The sequence below is a fragment of the Paenibacillus sp. Y859 genome, from assembly GCF_056786405.1.
Genome location: NZ_JBXCIZ010000001.1, coordinates 339,999 through 364,167, shown reverse-complemented (window position 1 = coordinate 364,167; position 24,169 = coordinate 339,999). Strand labels below are relative to the sequence as shown.

Annotated in this window: 22 protein-coding genes; all 22 read left to right on the top strand. The window is 41.6% G+C overall.

Annotation, left to right across the window (positions count from 1 at the left end):
* Positions 1 to 25: 25 nt before the first annotated feature.
* A complete protein-coding gene (gene rnpM / locus AC1TO8_RS01765) occupies positions 26 to 334 on the top strand; it encodes an RNase P modulator RnpM (protein ID WP_482053893.1) in 309 nt (102 codons plus the stop codon).
* Positions 327 to 650, top strand: a complete 324-nt coding sequence (locus AC1TO8_RS01760) for a L7Ae/L30e/S12e/Gadd45 family ribosomal protein (RefSeq protein ID WP_482054482.1) — start codon at positions 327 to 329, stop codon at positions 648 to 650. Before rnpM ends, AC1TO8_RS01760 begins: the two co-directional genes overlap by 8 nt.
* Complete coding sequence (infB, locus tag AC1TO8_RS01755; protein ID WP_482053892.1) at positions 643 to 3,168, top strand: translation initiation factor IF-2; 2,526 nt, start codon at positions 643 to 645, stop codon at positions 3,166 to 3,168. The genes AC1TO8_RS01760 and infB overlap by 8 nt, the downstream gene beginning before the upstream one ends.
* A 14-nt stretch (positions 3,169 to 3,182) precedes the next feature.
* A complete protein-coding gene (gene rbfA, locus AC1TO8_RS01750; protein WP_482053891.1) occupies positions 3,183 to 3,530 on the top strand; it encodes a 30S ribosome-binding factor RbfA in 348 nt (115 codons plus the stop codon).
* Positions 3,531 to 3,561: 31 nt separating this feature from the next.
* Positions 3,562 to 4,539: a DHH family phosphoesterase gene (locus tag AC1TO8_RS01745; RefSeq protein WP_482053890.1), complete on the top strand. Its 978-nt coding sequence runs from the start codon at positions 3,562 to 3,564 to the stop codon at positions 4,537 to 4,539.
* The gene (gene truB, locus AC1TO8_RS01740; protein WP_482053889.1) at positions 4,536 to 5,447 is read left to right on the top strand and encodes a tRNA pseudouridine(55) synthase TruB; all 912 of its coding nucleotides are present in this window, start codon (positions 4,536 to 4,538) and stop codon (positions 5,445 to 5,447) included. Before AC1TO8_RS01745 ends, truB begins: the two co-directional genes overlap by 4 nt.
* Before the next feature lie 80 nt (positions 5,448 to 5,527).
* Complete coding sequence (locus AC1TO8_RS01735; RefSeq protein WP_482054481.1) at positions 5,528 to 6,457, top strand: bifunctional riboflavin kinase/FAD synthetase; 930 nt, start codon at positions 5,528 to 5,530, stop codon at positions 6,455 to 6,457.
* A 153-nt stretch (positions 6,458 to 6,610) separates the two neighbouring features.
* Positions 6,611 to 6,880, top strand: a complete 270-nt coding sequence (rpsO, locus tag AC1TO8_RS01730; protein ID WP_482053888.1) for a 30S ribosomal protein S15 — start codon at positions 6,611 to 6,613, stop codon at positions 6,878 to 6,880.
* A 122-nt stretch (positions 6,881 to 7,002) separates the two neighbouring features.
* On the top strand, positions 7,003 to 9,087 hold the full coding sequence (gene pnp / locus AC1TO8_RS01725) for a polyribonucleotide nucleotidyltransferase (protein WP_482053887.1): 2,085 nt from the start codon (positions 7,003 to 7,005) through the stop codon (positions 9,085 to 9,087).
* A gap of 251 nt (positions 9,088 to 9,338) precedes the next feature.
* The gene (locus AC1TO8_RS01720) at positions 9,339 to 10,316 is read left to right on the top strand and encodes a polysaccharide deacetylase family protein (protein WP_482053886.1); all 978 of its coding nucleotides are present in this window, start codon (positions 9,339 to 9,341) and stop codon (positions 10,314 to 10,316) included.
* 64 nt (positions 10,317 to 10,380) lie between these two features.
* Complete coding sequence (locus tag AC1TO8_RS01715) at positions 10,381 to 11,649, top strand: M16 family metallopeptidase (RefSeq protein ID WP_482053885.1); 1,269 nt, start codon at positions 10,381 to 10,383, stop codon at positions 11,647 to 11,649.
* Positions 11,624 to 12,070 (top strand): dUTP diphosphatase, encoded by a 447-nt coding sequence (dut, locus tag AC1TO8_RS01710; protein WP_482053884.1) that lies wholly within the window; start codon positions 11,624 to 11,626, stop codon positions 12,068 to 12,070. Before AC1TO8_RS01715 ends, dut begins: the two co-directional genes overlap by 26 nt.
* Before the next feature lie 144 nt (positions 12,071 to 12,214).
* Complete coding sequence (dpsA, locus tag AC1TO8_RS01705) at positions 12,215 to 13,114, top strand: dipicolinate synthase subunit DpsA (protein ID WP_482053883.1); 900 nt, start codon at positions 12,215 to 12,217, stop codon at positions 13,112 to 13,114.
* A complete protein-coding gene (locus AC1TO8_RS01700) occupies positions 13,111 to 13,707 on the top strand; it encodes a dipicolinate synthase subunit B (RefSeq protein WP_482053882.1) in 597 nt (198 codons plus the stop codon). Before dpsA ends, AC1TO8_RS01700 begins: the two co-directional genes overlap by 4 nt.
* Before the next feature lie 54 nt (positions 13,708 to 13,761).
* Positions 13,762 to 14,808: an aspartate-semialdehyde dehydrogenase gene (locus AC1TO8_RS01695; RefSeq protein WP_482053881.1), complete on the top strand. Its 1,047-nt coding sequence runs from the start codon at positions 13,762 to 13,764 to the stop codon at positions 14,806 to 14,808.
* Positions 14,809 to 14,833: 25 nt separating this feature from the next.
* Entirely contained in the window at positions 14,834 to 16,060 is a 1,227-nt protein-coding gene (dapG, locus tag AC1TO8_RS01690) for an aspartate kinase (RefSeq protein ID WP_482053880.1), read from the top strand.
* A gap of 183 nt (positions 16,061 to 16,243) precedes the next feature.
* Positions 16,244 to 17,125 carry a 4-hydroxy-tetrahydrodipicolinate synthase gene (gene dapA, locus AC1TO8_RS01685; protein ID WP_482053879.1) on the top strand — a complete coding sequence of 294 codons (882 nt, stop codon included), beginning with the start codon at positions 16,244 to 16,246 and terminating at the stop codon, positions 17,123 to 17,125.
* Between the two features lie 226 nt (positions 17,126 to 17,351).
* Positions 17,352 to 19,031 carry a ribonuclease J gene (locus AC1TO8_RS01680; RefSeq protein WP_482053878.1) on the top strand — a complete coding sequence of 560 codons (1,680 nt, stop codon included), beginning with the start codon at positions 17,352 to 17,354 and terminating at the stop codon, positions 19,029 to 19,031.
* A 189-nt stretch (positions 19,032 to 19,220) separates the two neighbouring features.
* Positions 19,221 to 19,994: a ClpP family protease gene (locus AC1TO8_RS01675; RefSeq protein ID WP_482053877.1), complete on the top strand. Its 774-nt coding sequence runs from the start codon at positions 19,221 to 19,223 to the stop codon at positions 19,992 to 19,994.
* Entirely contained in the window at positions 19,994 to 20,221 is a 228-nt protein-coding gene (locus tag AC1TO8_RS01670; RefSeq protein WP_482053876.1) for a YlzJ-like family protein, read from the top strand. Before AC1TO8_RS01675 ends, AC1TO8_RS01670 begins: the two co-directional genes overlap by 1 nt.
* A gap of 73 nt (positions 20,222 to 20,294) precedes the next feature.
* Entirely contained in the window at positions 20,295 to 22,958 is a 2,664-nt protein-coding gene (locus tag AC1TO8_RS01665; RefSeq protein ID WP_482053875.1) for an FtsK/SpoIIIE family DNA translocase, read from the top strand.
* Positions 22,959 to 23,351: 393 nt separating this feature from the next.
* Positions 23,352 to 24,164 (top strand): spore cortex-lytic enzyme, encoded by an 813-nt coding sequence (gene sleB / locus AC1TO8_RS01660; RefSeq protein ID WP_482053874.1) that lies wholly within the window; start codon positions 23,352 to 23,354, stop codon positions 24,162 to 24,164.
* The last annotated feature ends 5 nt before the right edge of the window (positions 24,165 to 24,169 follow it).

Genomic DNA, 24,169 nt, shown 5'->3' with positions numbered 1-24,169 from the left:
TCCTGGAATAGGACGGAGGGCAAGGATGAAGTCAAGAAAAGTACCTTTGCGTAAATGTGTGGCATGCCAAGAAATGATGCCGAAGAAACAACTCATTCGTATTGTGAAAACGCCAGATGATGAAGTGCTTATTGATCTGTCAGGTAAGAAGTCAGGTCGAGGAGCTTATCTGTGTGGTAAGGCTTCCTGCTTTAAATTGGCACAAAAGAATAAGTCATTGGATCGCGCATTGAAACATCATGTGAACCCGGAGATTTATGAACAGTTGGCAGATGATTTTGGTGTTGTTGAAGAACAATTTTTAGTGATGAAGGAGAATTCCAATGATGGATAATACGCTTTCTCGTCTGGGTCTTGCGATGCGTGCAGGAAAAGTAGTTACAGGTGATGAAATCGTGCTCAAAACTATTCGTTCTTCAGAAGCTAAACTGGTCATCGTAGCTAATGATGCATCACCAAATACACAAAAAAAGTTTCGTGATAAATGCGGAACATACAAAATTCCTCTGGTGATCGGATATGACCGGGAAAGTCTGGGCACAAGTATTGGGAAACCACATCGAGTTGTGCTGGCAATTACGGATCAAGGATTCGCGAAAATGATCTCTAAATCTATGGAGACTATGACGGAGGTGGAGTATATTGACTAATCAAGAAAATAAAAGTGAAAAGCTACGTGTATATGAGTACGCTAAGTCGCTAAACATGAGTAGTAAAGAAATAATTACGATATTAAAGCGTTTGGAAATCCCTGTCAATAACCATATGAGTGTGATGGAGGGTGAAACTGTCTCGAAGGTAGAGCAGTTTTTTAATAATATTAAGTCCAATGCAGCCGCCAAAAGAGACGGCGGAGATAAAAACGCAGTGGCAGCAACCTCATCTGTCAAGAAGGATGAAGTTGCGGTAAAACCAACCGTGGTGTCTGGATCTCCTCAAGTGAGCAGCACTAACACGGAACAGAGTGACACAAAAAAACAACAGGAAAAGCAGGTAGGTATGAATAATAATACGAATAACACTAATGCTACAGTAACGTCAAGGCCACAGAGCAGTACATCTGCTCCAAGAACTCAAAGCAACACAAGCGCTCCAAGAACTCAAGGTAGCAGTAATGCTGCACAAAGACCACAAAGTAACACGAGTTCATCTAGACCTCAAACCACGGGTGCCCCATCAAGACCAGCATCAACCCAAGGTGGTCAAAGATCGGGTACTCAACAAGGAAGTCAAACTGCGAATCGCTCAAGTAGCCCTGCGCAAGGCGACAATAGAGGTGCTAACAAGGCTAGACCTGGCAATAATGGGGCTAGACGTTTCGATGACAACAAGGGTGGCAACTTCAGAAACAATCGTGGTGGAAAAAATGGTAGAGGAAAAGCCTCGTACCCTGCTCGTGAAAAAATTGACAATACCCCTAAAAAGATTATTGTTCGTGGCGCGATGACTGTTGGAGAAGCAGCTAAATTGCTTCATAAGGATGCATCTGAAGTGATTAAGAAATTGATCACAATGGGTGTTATGGCTACGATTAACCAAGAACTGGATCTTGAAACTGTACTTCTATTAGCTGCTGAATTCGGTGTAGAAGTTGAAGTGAAAATTGCAGTAGAAGACGATCGGTTCGAGACGGTTGAAGAAGTTGATAATGAGTCTGATTTGCAAACACGTCCTCCTGTAGTCACTATTATGGGTCACGTCGATCATGGTAAGACTACATTGCTAGATGCTATTCGTTCCGCGAATGTATCAAGTGGCGAAGCGGGTGGAATTACTCAGCATATCGGTGCTTACCAAGTTGAAATTAATAATAAGAAGATTACGTTCTTGGATACACCTGGTCACGAAGCTTTTACAGCTATGCGTGCTCGCGGATCTTCAATTACGGATATAGCAATTATCGTTGTTGCGGCAGATGATGGTGTTATGCCACAAACTGTGGAAGCCATTAACCATGCTAAAGCAGCGGAATTACCGATTATCGTAGCGGTTAACAAAATTGATAAGCCTGGTGCTGATCCTGACAAAGTGAAGCAGGAATTGACTGAATACGGCTTAGTTCCAGAAGAATGGGGCGGGGATACGATTTATGCTAATGTATCTGCCAAACAAAAATTGGGACTTGAAGAATTGCTTGAAATGATTCTCCTTGTTGCAGAAATGAATGAATATAAAGCAAATCCAAATAAACGCGCTCGTGCTGCGGTTATTGAAGCTGAGCTTGATAAAGGTCGGGGTCCAGTAGCTCGAGTGTTGGTTCAACATGGTACTCTTCGTGTTGGAGATGCTTTCGTAGCGGGTAACTGCTTCGGTCGTATTCGTACAATGGTGAACGATAAGGGTCGCCGTGTGAAGGAAGCAGGTCCATCTACACCTATCGAAATTACTGGGTTGACTGAAGTACCACAAGCAGGCGATCCATTCATGGTGTTCGAAGATGAACGTAAAGCACGCTCCATCGCTGAGAAACGTTCCATTACTCAACGCCAAAGCGAGATGGGTAGTAATGTACGCGTGACATTGGATGATCTGTTCCAACATATTAAAGACGGTGAGATCAAAGGTCTTAATGTCATCATCAAGGGTGATGTTCAAGGTACAGTTGAAGCGCTGAAGAGCTCACTCGAGAAGATTGAAGTAGAGGGCGTTCGTGTCAAAATACTTCATAGTGGTGCAGGTGCGATTACTGAGTCTGATATCATTCTAGCCGCTGCTTCTAGCGCTATTGTTATTGGATACAACGTTCGCCCAGATCATCAAGCGGCTGCTACAGCACAAGAAGAAAAAGTGGACATCCGTTTACACCGCGTTATCTACAAGGTGATTGAAGAGATCGAGCAAGCGATGAAGGGTATGCTTGATCCAATATTTAAAGAGAAGGTTATCGGTCATGCTGAGATACGTAATGTATTCTCAATCGGCAAGATTGGTACGATCGCAGGTAGTATGGTTACTTCAGGTAAAATGGTGCGTAATGCAGAAATACGTCTAATTCGTAATAGCATTGTTATTCATGAAGGAAAGATTGACACCTTGAAGAGATTTAAAGATGATGCGAAAGAAGTAGCTCAAGGGTATGAATGTGGTATAACTTTGGAAGGCTATAGTGAAGTTAAAGAAGGCGACATTATTGAAGCTTTCATCATGGAAACGGTGGAGCGCAAGTAGAGAGGTGAATAAACATGGCTAAAATTCGCGTGGGACGTGTTGGTGAGCAGATTAAGAAGGAATTAAGTGTGCTTATCCAAAGCGAACTAAAGGATCCTCGGATAGGCTTCGTAACCGTAACTGGGGTCGAAGTTCCGAATGACCTTGCGCAAGCAAAAGTGTATCTGAGTGTACTTGGTGATGAAGAACAGAAGAAGAACACGCTTCTTGCGCTTGAAAAGGCGAATGGATATCTTCGTTCAGAGCTAGGCAAACGGATTCGTCTACGACATACGCCAGTACTTATTTTCAAATTTGACGAATCTATTGCATACGGTAGTCATATTGAGAAGTTGCTAGGTGAAATCGAGAAGAACCAATAAATGTTAATAACGGTTTTAAAAGGAGACGGCAATGCAGACCTATGAACAATCGCTTGAAATTGCAAAAGAGTATTTGCTCAAGCATGATGATTTTCTTGTAGTGTCGCATGTTCAGCCAGACGGAGATGCAGTCAGTTCCACGGTAGTTGTGGGCTGGCTTCTCTCATGTCTAGGGAAGAAATTCACTCTGGTGAATGAAGGTCCTATCCCACAGCGCATGCAATTCCTTATGCTTAGTGAAGAAATACTTAACATGGAGAGTAATCCCCCTGATCGAACGTTTAAGCATGTCATTTGCGTGGATTGTGCTGATTTTAAGCGTGTAGGATTAACGAATCAGTTCTTTGCTAAGGATGCTATCATCCTTAATGTAGATCATCATCCTACGAATGACGGCTATGGAGAAGTGAATCTGATTAAGAGTGACGCAGCTGCAACGACGGAAATCTTATATGATTTGATTAGGAAGTTTCCTGTTGAATGGACAGAGGAATCTGCTACAGCTATTTATACAGGGATCCTTACGGATACGGGTGGATTTCGATATTCTAATACGACTCCCAAAGTAATGAGCATGGCCTCTGAATTACTTGGTTATGGTGTTAACGGTCCGCTGTTGTCTGAGAATCTATTAGAAGAAATGACTCCTTCACAAATGAAAATACTAATAAAGGCACTAAGCACGCTGGAAATGTCATCTGATGGTCTCATTAGTTGGGTTCACATCACACCTGAATCTATGACGGCGTGTGCGGCAATCAATGAAGATTTAGAAGGAATTGTGAACTACCCACGCAATATAAGTGGTGTGGAAGTAGGAATTCTATTTAAAGTCATCGATGATTCTGCCGTGAAAGTGAGCCTACGCTCCTCCGGAAAGGTTGATGTTGCGGCATTAGCGCAAATGTTCGGTGGAGGGGGACATGTTCGGGCAGCAGGTTGCCGAATAGAGGGAACCTTGGATAACATTATTCCGCAAGTGCTAGAACGGGTGAGACAATTATTATGAGCGATCTTGAAGGAATACTAGCTGTATATAAACCAGCAGGGTTCACATCACATGATGTTGTAGCGAAGGTTCGAGGTATATTGCGGATGAAGCGGATCGGACATACAGGTACGCTGGATCCTCAAGTTACGGGTGTGCTCCCATTATGCTTAGGACGTGCTACACGTGTAGTTGAATACATGCAAGAGCTTCCGAAAGAATACTATGCTACGATGCAACTTGGACTAGCTACGGATACAGAGGACTTAACGGGTCAGGTTATAGAGCAAGTCGATTCCGTTACTGTTACAAAGGAAGAGATCGAGAAGGTGCTGAATTCTTTTCAAGGCGTTATATCTCAGGTTCCTCCTATGTACTCTGCTGTGAAAGTGGATGGAAAAAGATTGTATGAATTAGCTAGAGAAGGTAAAGTAGTAGAGCGTAAAAGTCGTGAGGTTACGATTTATGAGATCGAAATGACCGATATCTCTTGGGATGGATCTTATCCTGAAATAACCTTCCGAGCATTGTGTTCAAAGGGAACTTATATCCGAACGCTTTGTGTTGATATTGGACGGGCTTTAGGGCTCCCTTCAGTTATGGCAAAACTTGAGCGAACGAAGTCAGCAGGGATTGATGCAGAACATTGCTTGAATTTTGATGATATTCAACGCTATATGGATGAAGGGACACTCCATTCGCACTTGATTCCTGTAGATGAAGCAATACCTCATTTACCAGCACACACAGTATCCGAGGAGAAAACAACTGCAGCAATTCAAGGGCAAAGGCTGTCATATAAATCAGTAAGCCCGGAAGTGACTGGTGAAGAACCGATACGACTCTATGATACTGAACAGCGATTTCTAGGAATATTTCAACGGCAACTAGAGACAGGAGCGATTGCTCCGATTAAAGTGTTCTTGTAGGAATAATGCTTCTTTTCGAAGAATCATTATGAATCAGGTTATCTAACAGAATTGCAGGTGAGAAAATTGTGAAGACTGTTATGTTATCATATCCCCTTTCACCCGAAATGCTTTTTGAGAGAGAAGAATCTCAAGTTGTAGCTATAGGGCAGTTTGATGGAATTCATTTGGGGCATGTAAGTGTGATCTCTTCTGCTATTGAACTAGCGAAGCGAAAAGGAATTCCATCGGCAGTAGTGACTTTTAATCCGCATCCTAAAGAGGTGATGGGTAAGGGAGACTATGAAGGGTACTTAACCCCCCTGCGGGATAAACAGGAATTGCTTGCAGGTATGGGAATTGATACGTTGTATGTTGCTCAGTTTGATGAAGAATTTTCACGAGTTAGTCCACATGATTTCTTCACAGGTGTACTTCTTCCACTCCATATCGATACGGTCGTTGTCGGTTTCGACTTCCGGTTCGGGTATCAAGGAGCAGGGGATGTTGAAATGCTTCGTGAAATGGGTCGAGATAATATGGGCGTGGAAATTGTCTCACCATTTCTTCTAGATGGTGAAAAGGTGAGTAGCTCAGTAATTCGTAAGTTACTTCAGTCTGGAAATTTGAAGCTAGCCAATAGCTTGTTCGGACGCAATTACAAGTTGCGGGGAACGGTTGTTGAAGGGGAGAAACGAGGTCGTACGATCGGTTTTCCTACAGCGAATTTGAAACTAGATGATCGGTATGTCGTTCCAGCCAAAGGTGTGTACGCTATCCGTGTGCTTTATAAAGAGAAGTGGATTATGGGCGTTATGAATATAGGAGTCAAACCAACGTTCCATGAAAAAGAAATAGCTCCAAGTTATGAAGCCCATCTTTTTCATTTCGATGAAAGTTTATATGGCGAGCATTTAACAGTAGAGCTTGTGCACTATATACGTGAAGAGCGACGATTCCCATCTGTACAAGAATTGATTGCGCAGATCCAGGCGGATGCACAGTTAGCAGAACAGTTATTGAAGTCATAGAAGTCATAGAAGTTCGAGTTTACTTTATATATATATATATGCTATACTGATAAACGTCATTGGAGACAAAGACAACATAACCTTAGCTTGGTTACGCGATCTCACCAACGGTAACGAGGCTAATGGCGATTATAATTGAAGGAGGTGAATAGGATGGCATTAACTCAAGAACGTAAACATGAATTGATTGCTGAGCACAAAACACATGAGTCTGATACTGGATCTCCAGAAGTGCAAATAGCTATCCTTACAGAGAACATTACGAATCTGATTGCCCATTTCCATGCACACAAGAAGGATCATCATTCTCGTCGTGGATTGTTGAAGATGGTTGGACAACGTCGTAAGTTGTTGAAGTATCTGAAGAATAAGGATGTAAGACGTTATAGTACTTTGATTGAGAAACTCGGATTGCGTCGTTAATAATCCAATAGCCTTAACAAATGCAGCCTGGTTGTTCACCGTATGTCCTTTCAGGAGTGACAGCGGGGGCAATCGGGTTTCTTTTTACAATAATAAATACGAATTGAAGAAGGAGGGATTTCATGGAAAAACGTGTTGAAATGCAATTAGGTGGAAGAACCCTTATCTTGGAAACTGGACGTTTCGCGAAACAAGCGAATGCTGCTGTAATGGTTCGCTACGGAGAAACGGTCGTTCTATGTACAGTAACAGCTTCAAATGAGCCGAAGGATTTGGACTTTTTCCCACTTACGGTTAACTATGAGGAAAGAATGTATGCAGTTGGTAAAATTCCTGGTGGGTTTATTAAACGTGAAGGTCGACCAAGCGAGAAAGCAATTCTTTCTAGTCGTCTAACGGATCGTCCTATACGTCCATTATTCCCTGAAGGGTTCCGCAATGATGTGCAAATTGCCAATCTAGTCATGAGTGTTGATCAAGATTGTGCGCCTGATATCGCTGCTATGATTGGTACCTCTGCTGCACTAAGCATTTCAGATGTTCCGTTTAGTGGTCCTATTGGTGCTGTTGCTGTTGGTCGGAAGGATGGACAGTTCATCATTAATCCGAACATCGCAGATCAAGATGCGAGTGACCTATACCTAGTCGTTGCTGGAACGAAAGATGCGATTATGATGGTAGAAGCAGAAGGCGATGAAGTTTCGGAAGAAATTATGCTTGAAGCGATTATGTTTGGTCATGATGAGATTAAGAAAATTGTAGCGACGATTGAAGAACTCGTTGCCCAAGTTGGAAAACCTAAGATGGCAGTTAAACTTCATACAGTAGATGCTAACGTAAATGTTGCAGTTCGCGAATTTGCAGAAGCTCAACTGAAAGAAGCTGTTAAAACTCAGGAAAAACATGCGCGTCAGGATGCGATTGACAGTATTAATGAGGCGACGGTTACTTTGTTTGAACAAAAGTACATAGAAACACCGGAACTCATGAAAGATGTCAAAGAAGTGCTGCATGATATCGTTAAGGAAGAAGTAAGACGCTTAATTACACATGATAAAGTACGTCCTGATGGACGGAAATTGGATGAAATTCGTCCGATTGAATGTGATACAGGTATTTTACCGCGTACGCATGGAACAGGACTATTCACCCGTGGGCAAACACAAGCACTTAGCGTATGTACTTTAGGCGCACTTGGCGACGTTCAAATTCTTGATGGAGTTGATTCACAAGAATCGAAACGCTTCATGCATCATTACAACTTCCCTCCATTCAGCGTTGGTGAAGCACGTCCACTTCGTCCACCAGGCCGTCGAGAAATCGGACATGGTGCACTGGGTGAACGAGCAATGGCTAAAGTTCTTCCTTCAGAAGTTGAATTTCCATATGCTATTCGTCTCGTATCTGAAGTGTTGGAGTCCAACGGATCATCCTCACAGGCTAGTATATGCGCAGGAATTCTCGCTATGATGGATGCAGGGGTACCTATTAAGGCACCGGTAGCCGGAGTAGCTATGGGACTTATTAAAGACGGTGATCATGTATCGATCTTGACTGATATTCAAGGTCTGGAAGATCATCTTGGAGATATGGACTTTAAAGTTGCAGGTACAGCTGTGGGTGTTACGGCTATCCAAATGGATATTAAGATTGATGGAATTAGTCGTCAAATCTTACAAGATGCTTTGAGTCAAGCTAAAGAAGGACGTATGTTCATCTTAGGCAAAATGAATGAAGCTATCGCTCAACCAAGAGCAACTTTATCACCTTACGCTCCGAAAATTATGACTTTAAATATTAATCCAGATCGTATTCGTGATGTTATCGGTGCGGGTGGTAAAATAATTAACAAGATCATTGAAGAGACAGGTGTTAAGATTGATATCGAGCAAGATGGACGTGTATTCATTGCTTCAACGAATGAAGAAATGAACCAAAAGGCACGTGCCATTATCGAAGGAATTGTTCGCCAAGTTGAAGTAGGCGAAATTTTTGTAGGTACTGTGAAGCGTATTGAGAAATTCGGCGCATTTGTGGAAATTCTTCCGAATAAGGAAGGTCTGGTTCACATTTCTCAACTGTCAACAGAACGCGTCGCCAAAGTGGAAGATATTATTGCCATTGGGGACTCCATTACAGTTAAAGTAACTGAGATTGACCAACAAGGACGAATTAATTTGTCTCGCAAAGCTACACTGACCGTGTAGTTATTGGTTGAATGAAGTTGATATGAACGAATTAGAAAAGAGACAGAGAGCTTCATCATCTGGCTCTTTTTTTAAAATATAAGAAAGCATCAGTTTCACTTGATACTCTATTTCTTATATTTCCGCTGAAACGGGTGCCGTCTTTGAAAAAAGACGGCATTGCCGTTTCTACTTACTTCATCTCCCTATTCATATTCCAATTGTTCCGCACATATGATGGGACAAAGGTAACAAGGGAGATGAAATATTTCATGAATATGAGGAAGTTTGCCATTCTACTTGCCTGTTTTACCGTAATATTAGGAATAGGTCAATCCAATAGTGTTAAGCTATTTATTGGGAATGGTCGGAATGAAATACACTCACAAGAAACATTACAGGGGATGAGTGATCATAAAGAGGAAGACCCCCTATACCGTCAGATTAAGGACAAGGCTGCTCTTATGAGAGTTGAGCCAATTAATGCAAAAATAGATCGAGTCTGGAAAGCCATCCCAGGATATAATGGGTTGGAAGTGGACATAGATGAAACTTATAAGTATGCCAAAGTCAAAGGAAACGCATCTTCAATTACATATATATTCCGTCAATTGTTACCAAAGGTGGGACTTCAGGATCTTGAAGTGCAACCTATTTACCGTGGAAACCCTCTAAAACCTATGGTATCTTTAATGATTAATGTGGCATGGGGTAACGAATATATTATTCCAATGTTAAATACATTGGATCAGGAAAAGGTAAAAGCTACATTCTTTTTTGATGGTAAATGGTTGAATAGTAATGTTGAACTTGCGAAAGAAATTCAAAAAAGAGGTCATGAACTATCAAATCATGCGTATTCTCATCTTAATATGAGTCAACTTAGTGAGGACAAGGCTATAACTGAAATGAGTAGAACGCAGAAACTATTGAAGGATGAATTAGGTCAAGAGCCGAAATGGTTCGCTCCTCCATCAGGTGATTTCGATAGTGATACGGTTAGAATTGCAAAAGGGCAAGGAATGTATACTGTACTTTGGACATTGGACACGGTGGATTGGCGACGTCCTTCCCCACAATCCATTGTGAATAAAATATCCGAGAAGGTTGAACCTGGATTCCTCATATTGATGCACCCTACATCATCTTCCTCTGGCGCTCTGCAGGGGATGATTCAAGCCATTAAGGGGAAAGGGTTACATTTGGGGACGGTAAGTCAGACACTATCTACAGAGCGCATAGTTGAGTGAATGCTGTTTCTTTGGTAGGATAAGGAATGGATTATCTAGTGTTTCATAATTAGGAGGCCTTCGAATGGAAAAAATAAAGCTAAGTAACGGCCTAAGAGTAGTCATGGAGAAAATTCCAACTTGCCGTTCCGTTTCCTTTGGGATTTGGGTGAAAACAGGTTCGAGATATGAGAATGTTCAGAACAATGGCGTTTCTCATTTTATTGAGCATATGCTTTTTAAAGGTACAGAACGATTCGATGCGAAAGAGATTGCGGAACAATTCGATGCTATTGGAGGCAATTTGAACGCGTTCACGTCGAAGGAATATACATGTTACTATGCCAAAGTTCTTGACGAGCATCTTCCGATTGCCGTTGATGTGCTTGCGGATATGTTCTTCCGATCTAATATGGATGATGGTGAGTTGGCGAAGGAGAAGAATGTTATTCTCGAAGAAATCTCTATGTATGAGGATACTCCGGATGATATCGTTCATGATTTAATGGCAAAAGCCGTCTATGGAGAGCATCCATTAGCCTACCCTATTTTAGGGACGATAGAGCAACTGGAAGAAATGAAATCGAAAGATCTTAAAGCATATATGGCTGAACATTATACGATTGAGAACACGGTGATCAGCGTAGCGGGAAACATTGATGAGCACTTGGTAGAATTATTGGAACGTCATTTCGGTGGATTTAAGAACCATGGAAGTGCGAGTGGTATTACTGTACCTGAATTTCATAGTAATGTTCTGTTTCACAAAAAGAAAACGGAGCAAAATCATATATGCTTGTCGTTTCCAGGATGTTCTATTGATGATAAGAGACAATATGCCATGGTATTGTTGAATAATGCAATCGGTGGAGGAATGAGTTCTCGTCTATTCCAAGAAATTCGCGAGAAACGCGGATTGGCTTACGCAGTATATTCTTATCATAGTTCCCATGCAGACAATGGATTGTTCACAATATATGCGGGAACTGCTCCTAAGCAAACGAAAGAGGTTATGGACCTCACGAAAGAAGTGTTGTTCGATCTTGCTACAAAGGGGTTAAGTGATGATGAGTTGCGTAAAGGAAAAGAACAGTTGAAGGGCAGTCTCATTCTTAGTCTGGAAGGTACGGGTAGTCGTATGAATCGTCTTGGCAAAAATGAGTTGATGTTAGGTAAACATTATACACTAGATGAAATGATCACAAATATTGATAATATATCAATGGATGATGTAGAATCTGTACTTGATCTTATGTTCAGTGAGCCATTCTCAGTAGCAATGGTTGGGACGTCTGATCGAAGTATATCAGGAATAAGGGGCGATGACTTTGTTGCATTACGTTCAAATAAATAGACTATCTGGGAATGAAGATATCAAGCTTCCAGAGAAAATGTCCAAGCTTGCTTCGGGTTATGATCTGTATGCAGCAGTGGAAGAAGAGGTTGTTCTACAACCAGGGGAGCGGAAGTTAATTCCTACTGGATATGCTATTGCAATGCCTGAAGGGCTTGAGGCGCAAATACGTCCGCGTAGTGGACTTGCATTTAAGCATGGTATCACTTGTCTGAACACGCCGGGAACAATTGATGCTGATTATCGAGGAGAAATAAAAGTCCTCTTAATTAATCTTGGTGCCGAGTCATTTACCATCGTAAGGAATGAACGGATTGCTCAGATGGTGTTTCAGACCGTTCCTCAAGTGGAGTGGGAAATCGTGAATGAGCTTTCGGAAACTGTGCGTGGTTCAGGTGGATTTGGTCATACAGGTAAATAAATTAGTTTGAGCTTACGAAGGCCTTCTGAAGGCATGCGTAAGCTCTTTTTATTTCTTCATTTGTAACTACATCTTTCACCCCTGTTTAGGCCTTCGCATATTATGCGATATAGTACATGGAATTGAGAAAGGAGCCACATCCTAATGCTGACTGGCGTAAAAGTTGTATTCATAGGCGGGGATGCAAGACAGATCGAAGTAATTCGGAAGTTCTCTGAGAAGGATGCGACAGTCTCTATTGTTGGATTCGATGAACTTACAGATCAGTTAGAAGACATCACAAGAGAGCAACTTTCTATTGAACTATTAGAGCAAACGGATGTACTTGTACTCCCCGTCATGGGTTGTGACAATGAGGGGAAGATCATGACGCTATTCTCATCCGAGCCATTACAGTTACTGGAGGAACATTTTAATGTATTACCACATGAATGTACGGTATATACAGGCGTTGCGAAGCCGTATTTAAGCAATATGTGCTCCGAACGTAAGATTCGTCTTGTGGAACTGCTGGAACGAGATGATGTAGCGATTTATAATTCTATACCCACAGCAGAGGGTGCCCTAATGATGGCTATTCAGCATACTGATTTCACGATACATGGATCAAATTGTATGGTCTTAGGGATGGGGCGAACGGGATTTACGATGGCTAAAAGCTTACAGGGTTTGGGAGCAAAAGTATCGATGGGAGTACGGTCTGAAGTGCACTTTGCGAGGGCGAGTGAAATGGGCTGGGAGCCCTTTCTGATAAGGGATTTAGGGAGAAAAGTGGTTGGTGTGAACTTGCTTTTTAATACGATACCGACTATGATAGTCACAGCGCAAATCCTGTCTCAAATGCCCCCAAATGCAGTCATTATTGACCTTGCTTCAGCCCCGGGTGGGTGCGATTTCCGCTTTGCGGAGAAGCGGGGAATTAAGGCGCTGCTTGCTCCTGGTCTGCCTGGTATCGTTGCTCCCAAAACAGCTGGTATTATCATTGCGAATGCATTGGTACAGTTGATTTCAGATGAAATCAAGATTCGGGGGGATGAGAAATGAAGTGGCAGGGCAAAACGGTAGGGTATGCGATAACGGGATCTCATTGTACGTTAGAAGAGGTCATGCCTCAGGTATTGCGATTTGTTAATGAAGGTGCGAACGTGGTGCCAATTGTTTCAAATACGGTACAAAATACGGATACACGCTTTGGATCGTCAGGAAATTGGTTGAAACAGTTGAAAGAAATTACGGGGAATGATATTATTTCTACAATTGTTGGAGCGGAACCGCTAGGACCGTCTAAATTATTAGATGTTCTAGTTATCGGACCATGTACGGGTACAACAACAAGCAAATTGGCGAATGCGATGACGGATACTCCGGTCTTAATGGCAGCGAAAGCTCAGATGCGTAATGGTCGTCCTTTGGTGCTGGCTATTTCCACAAACGACGGATTAGGGTTGAACGCAGCCAATATTGCGAAACTGTTGGTAACGAAAAATATTTATTTTGTTCCTTATGGTCAGGATAACCCACAGCAAAAACCTAATTCTCTCGTCGCCAAAATGGAGCTCATTCCAGAAACATGTTACGCAGCACTTAGCGGAACACAGTTACAACCTATGATTATCGAACGGTTTCATTCAGCGTAAGAACTTATCATTTACTAGAGGATGTCATAATTAGAATAAGGGGAGATACAGCAAATGAACAATCAGAAATTTAATGTCGCTGTTCTAGGAGCTACAGGAGCAGTTGGAGAACAGATCATAGGGTTATTGGAGAAGCGTGATTTCCCAATATCCAAGTTGAAGCTACTTTCATCTGCACGTTCTGCGGGTACCGTCATTAAGTTTAAAGGCCAAGATATAATAGTAGAAGAAGCTACCCCTGATAGTTTTGAAGGAATTGATATTGCGTTGTTTAGCGCTGGTGGCGACATAAGCAAGGAGTTTGCTCCACACGCTATTCGCCATGGTGCAGTATGTATTGACAACACGAACGCTTATAGAATGGATCCAACGACTCCTTTAGTTGTTCCTGAAGTTAATTCCGAGAAGATCAAGGACCATGTCGGTATTATTGCAAATCCGAATTGTTCTACGATTCAAATGGTTGCTGCATTAAAGCCTTTGCAAGATACTTACGGTATTTCACGAATAATCGTTTCAACTTATCAGGCAGTTTCTGGTGCAGGAAGCAAAGCAATTGATGAACTCTTACGTCAAACTAAGGAAGTTCTTGATGGTGAAAAGGTTGAACCTGAAATTCTACCTGTTGGATCACTTCCGGTGAAACATCAGATTGCTTTTAATGTGATCCCTCAAATTGATAAATTCGAAGAGAATGGATTTACTTTAGAAGAAATGAAAATGGTTAATGAAACGAAAAAAATAATGGGCGATGAGACGATAGCGGTAACAGCAACTTGTGTTCGAGTTCCAGTTGTCTATGGTCACTCTGAGTCCGTCTATGTAGAATTGAAAGAAGATTATGATCTAGATGCGGTGAGAACACTTCTTGCGAACTCTCCTGGCATTACTGTAGTAGATGATCCTTCGACACAATCGTATCCAATGGCTACTGATTCTACTGGGAAACCAGATGTATTTGTCGGACGCTTACGTCGGGATTTTGGACATCAACGGGGTCTAAACATGTGGATTGTATCTGACAATCTTATTAAAGGTGCAGCATGGAATGCTGTACAGATTGCTGAAATAGTCGCATCTAATCATTCCGTACTTTTGTAGGTTAACGTTATATGGAGGAATAGAAATGCGAACATTAGTTCAGAAATTCGGCGGTACATCCTTGTCATCACCTCAGGCAAGGGAACATGTTATTTCACATATTAGAAGAGAATTGAATGAGAACTATAATTTAGTTGTTGTTGTTTCGGCTATGGGGCGTCGTGGAGAACCTTATGCGACGGATACGTTACTTGAGTGGATTGCCCAGAATGGTGATGCATTACCAGCACGCGAAAAAGATTTGCTACTATCCTGCGGTGAAATTATATCCGCGACTACATTATGTAGTTTACTGGAGAGTAATGGGATCGCGTCAACGGTTCTTACAGGTGCCCAGGCAGGGTTTGAAACGAATGATCATTACGGTAATGCTCGTATTGTGGACATTCATCCAGCACGTATTATAGAGGAATTCGAGAGAAATAAGGTCGTCATAGTAACTGGGTTTCAGGGTCAGACGAATTCTGGAGATATCACTACCCTTGGAAGAGGGGGGAGTGATACTACAGCGACAGCATTGGGTGCAGCCCTTCAAGCGGAGATGGTTGATATTTATACTGATGTAAATGGTGTGTTAACAGCAGATCCGCGAATTGTCGAAGATGCTAGACCTATATCCCATGTCAGTTACACGGAAATATGTAACATGGCATATCAAGGAGCCAAAGTCATTCATCCGCGTGCAGTTGAGATTGCTATGCAAGCCCAAATTCCTGTGCGTATTCGTTCAACATTCTCCGAGGATGAAGGAACGTTGGTTACGAATCCCGAGGGATTTCGTGACGTTCAGTCTGGTGTTATGGATCGTTTGGTAACGGGGATCGCATATGTCAGCAATGTCACTCAAATCACTGTAGATTGTGGAGAAGGATCTAACAATCTACAGTTAAAAGTATTTAAATCAATGGCAGAAAATTCAATAAGTGTAGATTTTATTAATGTTACAGCTACTGGTGCAGTATATACAGTGTTTGATCATCATTCGGAACGAGCACTTTCGATTCTTCAACAGCTGGGTTTTAATCCGAAGAGTGTATCGGGATGTGCTAAAGTGTCTATCATCGGTGGAGGAATTAATGGTGTTCCTGGAATTATGGCTACAATAGTGGAATCATTAAGTGAACAGCATATACAAATATTGCAATCAGCTGATTCAAATACGACGATATGGGTGCTGGTTAAGAAGGATGATATGGTTCAAGCATTGCGTTCTCTTCACAGCACATTTGAGTTGAATAGACATATCGAATGAAAGTAATATCTGGTATTCATTCGATATGTCTTGCTAGATCCAATTAAAGTAGAAGTAGCTATAATTGGATCTATCTAGATAGAATGAACTAAATTGATTTACACTTACGAAGCTAGTTTCCTACGGAAACTTAGTTTATGCTTACGAAGATAGTTTCTTACAGAAACTTTTAGGAGGAAATGTATGAGATTTGGAAGGTTAATGACAGCAATGGTAACCCCATTTGATGATCGTGGTCAGATTAACTGGGATGAAACTTCCAGACTAATAGATTATTTAATTCATGAGCAAAAATCAGATTCACTGGTAATTGGAGGCACAACAGGGGAATCTCCAACGTTGAGCGATGATGAGAAACTTGAATTGTTTCGATTTTCCGTGGAGAAAGCAGGAGATCGTTGCAAAATCATTGCGGGTACGGGTAGTAATAATACAGCGCATTCTATTTATATGTCACAAGAGGCTGAAAAGCTTGGTGTGGACGGTCTCTTGTTAGTTGTCCCGTATTATAATAGGCCAAGCCAAGAGGGGATGTTCCGTCATTTTGAAGCTATTGCGCAAAGTACAGAACTTCCAATCATTTTGTATAATGTACCGAGCCGCACGATAGCTAGCCTTACAGCTAAGACAACCCTTCGATTGGCGGAAATACCTAACATTGTTGCTACTAAGGAATGTGCCTCTTTGGAGCATGTGACGCAGATTGCTATGTCTGCTCCAGAACATTTTAAGGTTTATACTGGTGATGACTCAGCAACGCTCCCAGCCCTTGCTGTGGGGGCATACGGCGTCATTAGTGTAGCGTCACATATTGTAGGTGCTACAATGAAAGATATGATCAATTCCTTTATTGAGGGTGATGTGAGGCAGGCAACATTACTTCATCAGCAGCTATTCCCTATTTTTAAGGGGATGTTCGATTGCCCAGATCCGCTACCGAATCCGGCAGCTGTTAAATATGCTCTTCAATTGGTGGGGTATGCTGTTGGAGAACCGCGGCTGCCAATTCTTCCTCCCAACGAGGAAGAGGTTGAGTTTATTAAAGGTCTTATTGCATTAATTTAAAATTGTAATTACTTACGGTATAATGAGCATCTCCTGTTGGAGGTGCTTATTTTTTTGAAATAAAGGCATATTAGATGGGGATGCTTAATACTTAACAGTACGATGACTTGTTTTTTCACTTTTTAATCATGTATAATGAAAACAAGTGACTGGGTGCGGTATGTTTTTGAAATATAATATAAATAATGGTGTACGTCCAAAACCATACAAGGAGGGTAAGATTCAATTGTCTAAGAAACTAAATAACGATAAATTGACGATATTTGCTTTGGGCGGCGTCGGTGAAATCGGAAAAAATATGTATGTCATTCAATACGCAAATGACATTATTGTAGTGGATTCCGGATTGAAGTTTCCGGAAGAGGATATGCTAGGAATTGATATTGTTATTCCAGATATTTCTTATTTAACAGAGAATCGTGATAAAGTTAGAGGAATTTTGCTGACGCATGGTCACGAAGATCATATAGGCGGATTGCCTTACGTGTTGAAACATCTGAATGTTCCTGTATACGGGACAAAGCTTACTTTAGGACTAGTTGAGAATAAATTAAAAGAAGCTAATTTGCTTGGTGAAACGAAGCGAATTCTGATCGATGAAGATTCAGAGGTCCAGATTGGAACGACTATGAAAGCTACGTTCTTTAGAACGAATCATAGTATTCCTGATTCTGTAGGTGTATGTGTCGCTACACCAGAAGGAAATGTAGTTCATACAGGAGACTTTAAATTTGATCATACACCTGTGAATGGACAATTTGCTGATTTACAGAAGATGGCTGCGATTGGACAAGCGGGTGTGCTTGCACTTCTTTCAGATAGTACAAACGCTGAGAAACCTGGGTTCACGCCATCAGAACGTAATGTTGGTGTAGTACTTGAAGATATTTTCCGTAAAGCGTCACAAAGAGTGGTTATTGCAACTTTTGCATCTAATGTGCATCGTATTCAACAAGTGGTTAATGCTGCTGAAGCAACAGGACGCAAAATAACAGTCATTGGTCGCAGTATGGTAAATGTAGTTTCCATTGCTTCAGATCTAGGTTACTTGATTATACCTGATGGTATGTTGATTGAACCTGAAGAAGTAAACAAGATGGCGGCTGATAGAGTTGTTATTCTTTGTACTGGAAGTCAAGGGGAGCCAATGTCTGCTCTAACACGAATGGCTCGCTCTACACATCGTAAAGTAGATATTCTACCTGGTGATACAGTTATTATTGCTGCTACTCCAGTTCCTGGTAATGAGAAATATGTAGGTCGCACAATTGATGAGTTATTTAAACTTGGAGCTGATGTTATCTATAGTGGTTCCAACCCTGGCGTTCACGTCTCGGGTCATGGTAGTCAGGAAGAATTGAAATTAATGCTTAATCTGATGAAACCAAAGTTTTTCTTACCGATTCATGGGGAATTCCGTATGCAACGTCGTCACGCATTATTAGCTGAATCTGTAGGTGTTGCACCTGAGAATATATTTATTACAGAGCTTGGAGAGATCGTTGAAATCGTGAATGGTTCAGCTCGTAGAGCTGGAAAAGTAACGGCAGGAAACGTGTTAATTGATGGATTAGGTGTTGGAGACGTTGGTAATATCGTTCTTCGCGATCGTAAACTACTCTCACAAGATGGTATATTAGTAGTTGTTGTCACATTAAGTAAACAGGATGGCAACATTATGTCGGGACCTGATATTATCTCTAGAGGATTCGTATATGTACGTGAATCTGAAGGTCTCCTAGATGAAGCGAACCGGATTGTATCTAGTACACTTCAGAAGCTAATGAGTGAGAAAGTGAATGAATGGGCATCGCTAAAAACGGGTGTTAAGGATGCATTGGGACGTTTCTTGTATGAACAAACACGTCGCAGACCTATGATTCTTCCCATTATTATGGAAGTGTAATTTTAAATTTAATAGACGACTATATAATGTAAGTAAGCACACAGTCGCCCCTACTCCGCAGGTAATATTGGACGGTTCCCTGCGGAATAGGGGCATTTTATGCTTTCCTAAGTATAATTAGGGTATCTTTTCTCCCATACTAGCTAGGCAAGGTTATGATTCGTATGGTGAAAGGAAGATGAGCCCAATATGACAAAGTTATTTAATGGTGATACGGGTGGAGTGAACCCCCAAATACGTTTAGATACAGAGGTACCAGATCAACAACCGGATGTGAAAACGGATGCTCAGGTGGTCAATAACATTCAACAACTCGGACAAACGTCAGTCCCTAATGGTGAGTCGAATATATTTTGCATGACGATTATTGGTCAGATTGAAGGACATATGATGTTACCCCCACAGAACAAAACGACTAAATATGAACATATCATCCCACAACTTGTTGCTACAGAACAAAGTGAGGATATTCAAGGTGTCGTTATTGTTCTCAACACCGTTGGGGGTGATGTTGAGGCAGGACTTGCCATTGCAGAGATGATATCTTCATTATCAAAGCCAACAGTGACTGTCGTGATCGGTGGTGGTCATAGTATAGGGGTTCCTATTGCAGTAGCATCCAGTTATTCGATCATTGCTGAAAGTGCTACGATGACCATACACCCGATTCGGTTAAATGGTCTAGTTATAGGAGTTCCACAGTCATTTGAATATATGGAGAAAATGCAAGAAAGAGTCGTTCAATTTGTAACTTCCCATTCTAGAATATCCGAGGAGAGATTTAAAGAACTGATGTTTAGAACGGGTGAACTGAATCGGGATATTGGAACGGCAGTAGGCGGGAAAGATGCTGTGAAGTATGGACTGATGGATGAAGTTGGTGGGATTGGTCTGGCACTAGCTAAACTGAATTCACTCATTAAGGAGCGTCAAGAGATGCTACAGCCAGGGAGGTTACAATAATGACTTTATATACGATCATACCGATGGATGTGATCTGGGAAGGGAGTTTTAAGGAGCCTGAGAGAACAGTTGATATTGCGATTGGAAATGGTCTTATGCAAGTGATGCCAATAGACCATAGCAGTGCGCAGATTGTTAGATTGATAAGTTGCCCGTTGGATTATTATTTGAATCCCAAATATTCACCTGGACAAATTATTCGTTATATTCCGCTATTACAAAATTAGTCTATGAATTGGTAAACAGAACATAGGTGCCCACGGAGAATTATGGTATAATATTGTTCCGGGGGTGAATTCTTTGGCCAAAAGAAGAAGAAAGAAAAAGGCTATATTTAGTAACGTACTCAAATATGAAATTTATGGGATTATTCTCATTACGCTATCTGTTATCGCATTATCTGGTGAAGCTACAGTTGGTTGGTCTCTATCCAAAATATTTGGACTCATGTTAGGCAAGTTTTATTTCGTTGTTCCACTTGTAGGAATTTATTATGGATTAATGGCGATGATCAATAGAAAGTGGCCTAATCAATGGAATTCACGTAAAAGTGGCGTGCTACTTTTAGTTCTTGCTTTTTCATTGATGGCTAGCATTTCAAGCATTGAAAAGAAATTAGCTCCTACTTCTATTTTGAGTAGCGGCACCATTTTTGATCAGGCAAAGTCTGACTTGCATGAAGAGCTATTGGCTCCCTCCGTTGAGACTGAAAATTCTATGAAGGATAAAGATGTCGGCGGCGGATACATAGGCGCTATTCAGTATACTGCTCTTTTCTGGTTATTTGGAAATATAGGGGCTAAGTTATTGAGGATTGTTATGTTTATTATCAGTTTCATGTTGATTACGAACTTATCCTATGTTGATCTGATACGAATTGTTCGAACTAGGATGATGAAAGCTGGTTCCTATGTACATAAGCAATTTAGTATGCGGCAGCTACCAGCGAGTGGCGCTCCATTAAAGGTAAAGTCTATTTCAAATAGAAGTAGACAACTCCTTCCAGGTGATGAAGATGATGATTTCGATGAAGAAATTATTCCGAAAGTTAAACGGAATACACCTGTGTTTTTTCAGTTGTTTGGTGGGAAGAGTGCGAAAGAGGAACGATCCCTCAGTGATGATAATTCAGATGAGACGATCGATGACATGGTGGTAGTTGAGCCTAACAAGCGTATTGGAAGACGAGGAAAAGATGCTACTCCGGCTTATCAAGAGGATGAACTAGTATTGAATTCCGAACAAGTCGTACCCGTGGACGAGCTTCCAACTAGCACTCCGATCATTCGTGATTTCTTTGAGCATGTAGTATCGGAAGGGCTTGCCGAGGAAGATGATCTAGAAGAAGCTTTTACAGGTCAGGAAGTGGCTGACCTGAAGGAAGCTGTTATGAAGAGTCAAGGAGAGGTTTCTGGAGAACAAGCGACAAGCGATACAGACAGTAATATTGGAAATGTAGTGGATGCTTCGGGTACTAGTGAGATGAAAGAGAACGAGGGAGAACTTGCATCGGAGACTATTGCTCAGGCACCCCCTCCAAAGCCGTATATATTGCCACCATTTCGTTTATTAGCTAAGCCTAGCAGTGTTGGGAAGGCTGGTGATCAGAATGATTACATGCAGACAGCGCGTAAGCTTGAAGCAACTCTAGAGAGCTTTGGTGTTCGGGCGAAAGTGTTGGAAGTTGTTCGTGGTCCTGCCGTTACCCGCTATGAAATCCAACCAGATATCGGGGTTAAGGTTAGTCGGATTGTGGCCTTAACCGATGATATAGCGCTGGCACTTGCTGCTAAGGATATCCGAATGGAAGCTCCAATCCCTGGTAAGTCAGCGATTGGGATTGAAGTTCCTAATAACGAAGTATCTATCGTTACGATGCGTGAAGTGATGGAGACGACTGTGTTTCAGGAGGCAGAATCCAAGTTGACTATTGCATTCGGTAGAGATATTTCAGGTCAGACGATCGTTGGTAATCTAGCGAAGATGCCGCATCTTCTTGTTGCAGGTGCTACGGGATCAGGGAAGTCCGTCTGTATTAATGGAATTATTACGAGTATTCTTTATAAAGCTAAGCCAGATGAAGTGAAGTTTCTAATGATTGACCCAAAGATGGTCGAGCTGAACATGTACAATGGTATTCCTCATCTGTTGGCGCCAGTCGTGACAGATCCGAAACGAGCATCTCTAGCATTGAAGAAGATTGTAGTCGAAATGGAGAAGCGTTATGAACTTTTCTCCAAATCAGGAACTCGTAATATCGAAGGATATAACAAGTTAATGAAAGATAATTTACCTGCTGTATTACCTTATATCGTTGTCATCGTTGATGAGCTTGCAGATCTAATGATGGTCGCAGCCAATGATGTGGAAGAAGCGATTATGCGACTCGCCCAAATGGCACGAGCAGCTGGTATCCATCTCATTATTGCTACCCAGCGTCCTTCTGTAGACGTTATAACGGGAGTCATTAAGGCGAATATTCCTTCGAGAATTGCATTTGGCGTTTCTTCTAATGTGGATTCTAGAACGATATTGGATATGGCAGGAGCTGAGAAGCTTCTCGGGCGTGGAGATATGTTGTTTATGCCAATGGGTTCATCCAAGCCCATTCGGGTTCAAGGTGCATATTTAACAGACCAAGAAGTAGAGAACATTGTTGATTATGCGCGTGATCAAGGACAAGCTGAATATGATGAATCCCTTGTACCTGAAGTAGAAGAACCATCATCCAATGGGGATGAGATGCTTGATGAACTATACGATCAAGCTGTACAAATTATACTTGAAGCCAAACAAGCGTCTGTATCTCTTTTACAGCGCAGAATGCGGGTAGGATACACTCGCGCAGCCCGACTTATTGATTCGATGGAAGCACGGGGAATCATTGGGCCATACGAAGGAAGTAAGCCAAGGGAAGTTCTTGTATCTATGGAGCAGTATGAGCAGAGTCGAATTAGTTCTTAGAATTAAAAAAAGAGTCTTCCTTGTTTTCTTGTGGGAGGCTCTTTCTGCTCTTTGTGATTCTCCCTATTTTAACTGTCATTTAAGCACTTATTTCTTTCTTTCCTGTCTATTCTCCTAATTTAAGTGTCTTTTATGCAGTTACTCCGTTCTCATCAGTCTTTCTTCATCACTGAGTCATGAATGTGAGGTGCTCGTGAGAGAGGAAATGGAAATGGGCAACAGCGATCTGAAGGACAATCTGTCATCGTAGCGGTATCCTACACTAATGTCAGATCTATTACACCAATGTCAGATCTACTACACTTTTGTGTGACATGCATAGGAAGCTATAAGTCTTGTCATAATAACGTCAGGCAACCTGTCAAAACACAAAAGAAAGGTAGAGCTAAACATATGAAAAAACCGAGAAGTTGGATCGTCATTGGGTTGGTGCTTACGTTGTCATTTTCTGTAGTCGCCTTTTCACAAAATAAATCGCAAGCAAAGATGGATACTTTGAATGACCCTGAAGTTTCTTCTCAAGCTGTTTTTAGTACAAATGTCTTTCAATATGGTTCATCTGGAGACGATGTATATGAGCTGCAAGGCAGGCTTAAGCATCTAGGTTATTACACTGGCAAGATTGACAGCAACTTTGGTACGAATACACTGAAATCAGTTAAATGGTTTCAATATGAGTTTGGTTTGAAGGTGGATGGAATCGTTGGGCCTAAAATGAAGCTGAAGCTTTATAATGCGACGAAGAATTGGAAGCCGACTGTACCGAAAAATACAGGTAATTCAGCGGAAGTCCAAAAATCGGAAACACCTAAAAAGGATCCATCACTGTCAACCTCTAATACGATGGGTCTATCTGAGAATGATCTAAAAATAATGGCCAATGCTGTGTATGGTGAAGCTCGCGGTGAACCATTCGAGGGACAGGTAGCTGTTGCAGCTGTTATTTTGAATCGTGTGAGGTCATCTGAATTTCCTAATACCCCCTCAGGCGTTATATTTCAGCCTTTAGCCTTTACAGCAGTTGCTGATGGCCAAATATATTTAGAACCTAATGAAGGGGCAAGACAGGCTGTACAGCAGGCACTGAACGGTTGGGATCCTTCAGGAGGATGCTTGTATTACTTTAATCCGAAGACGGCGACTTCGAAGTGGATTTGGACACGTCCTCAGGTGAAAACGATTGGTGAACATATTTTCTGCATGTAAATGCA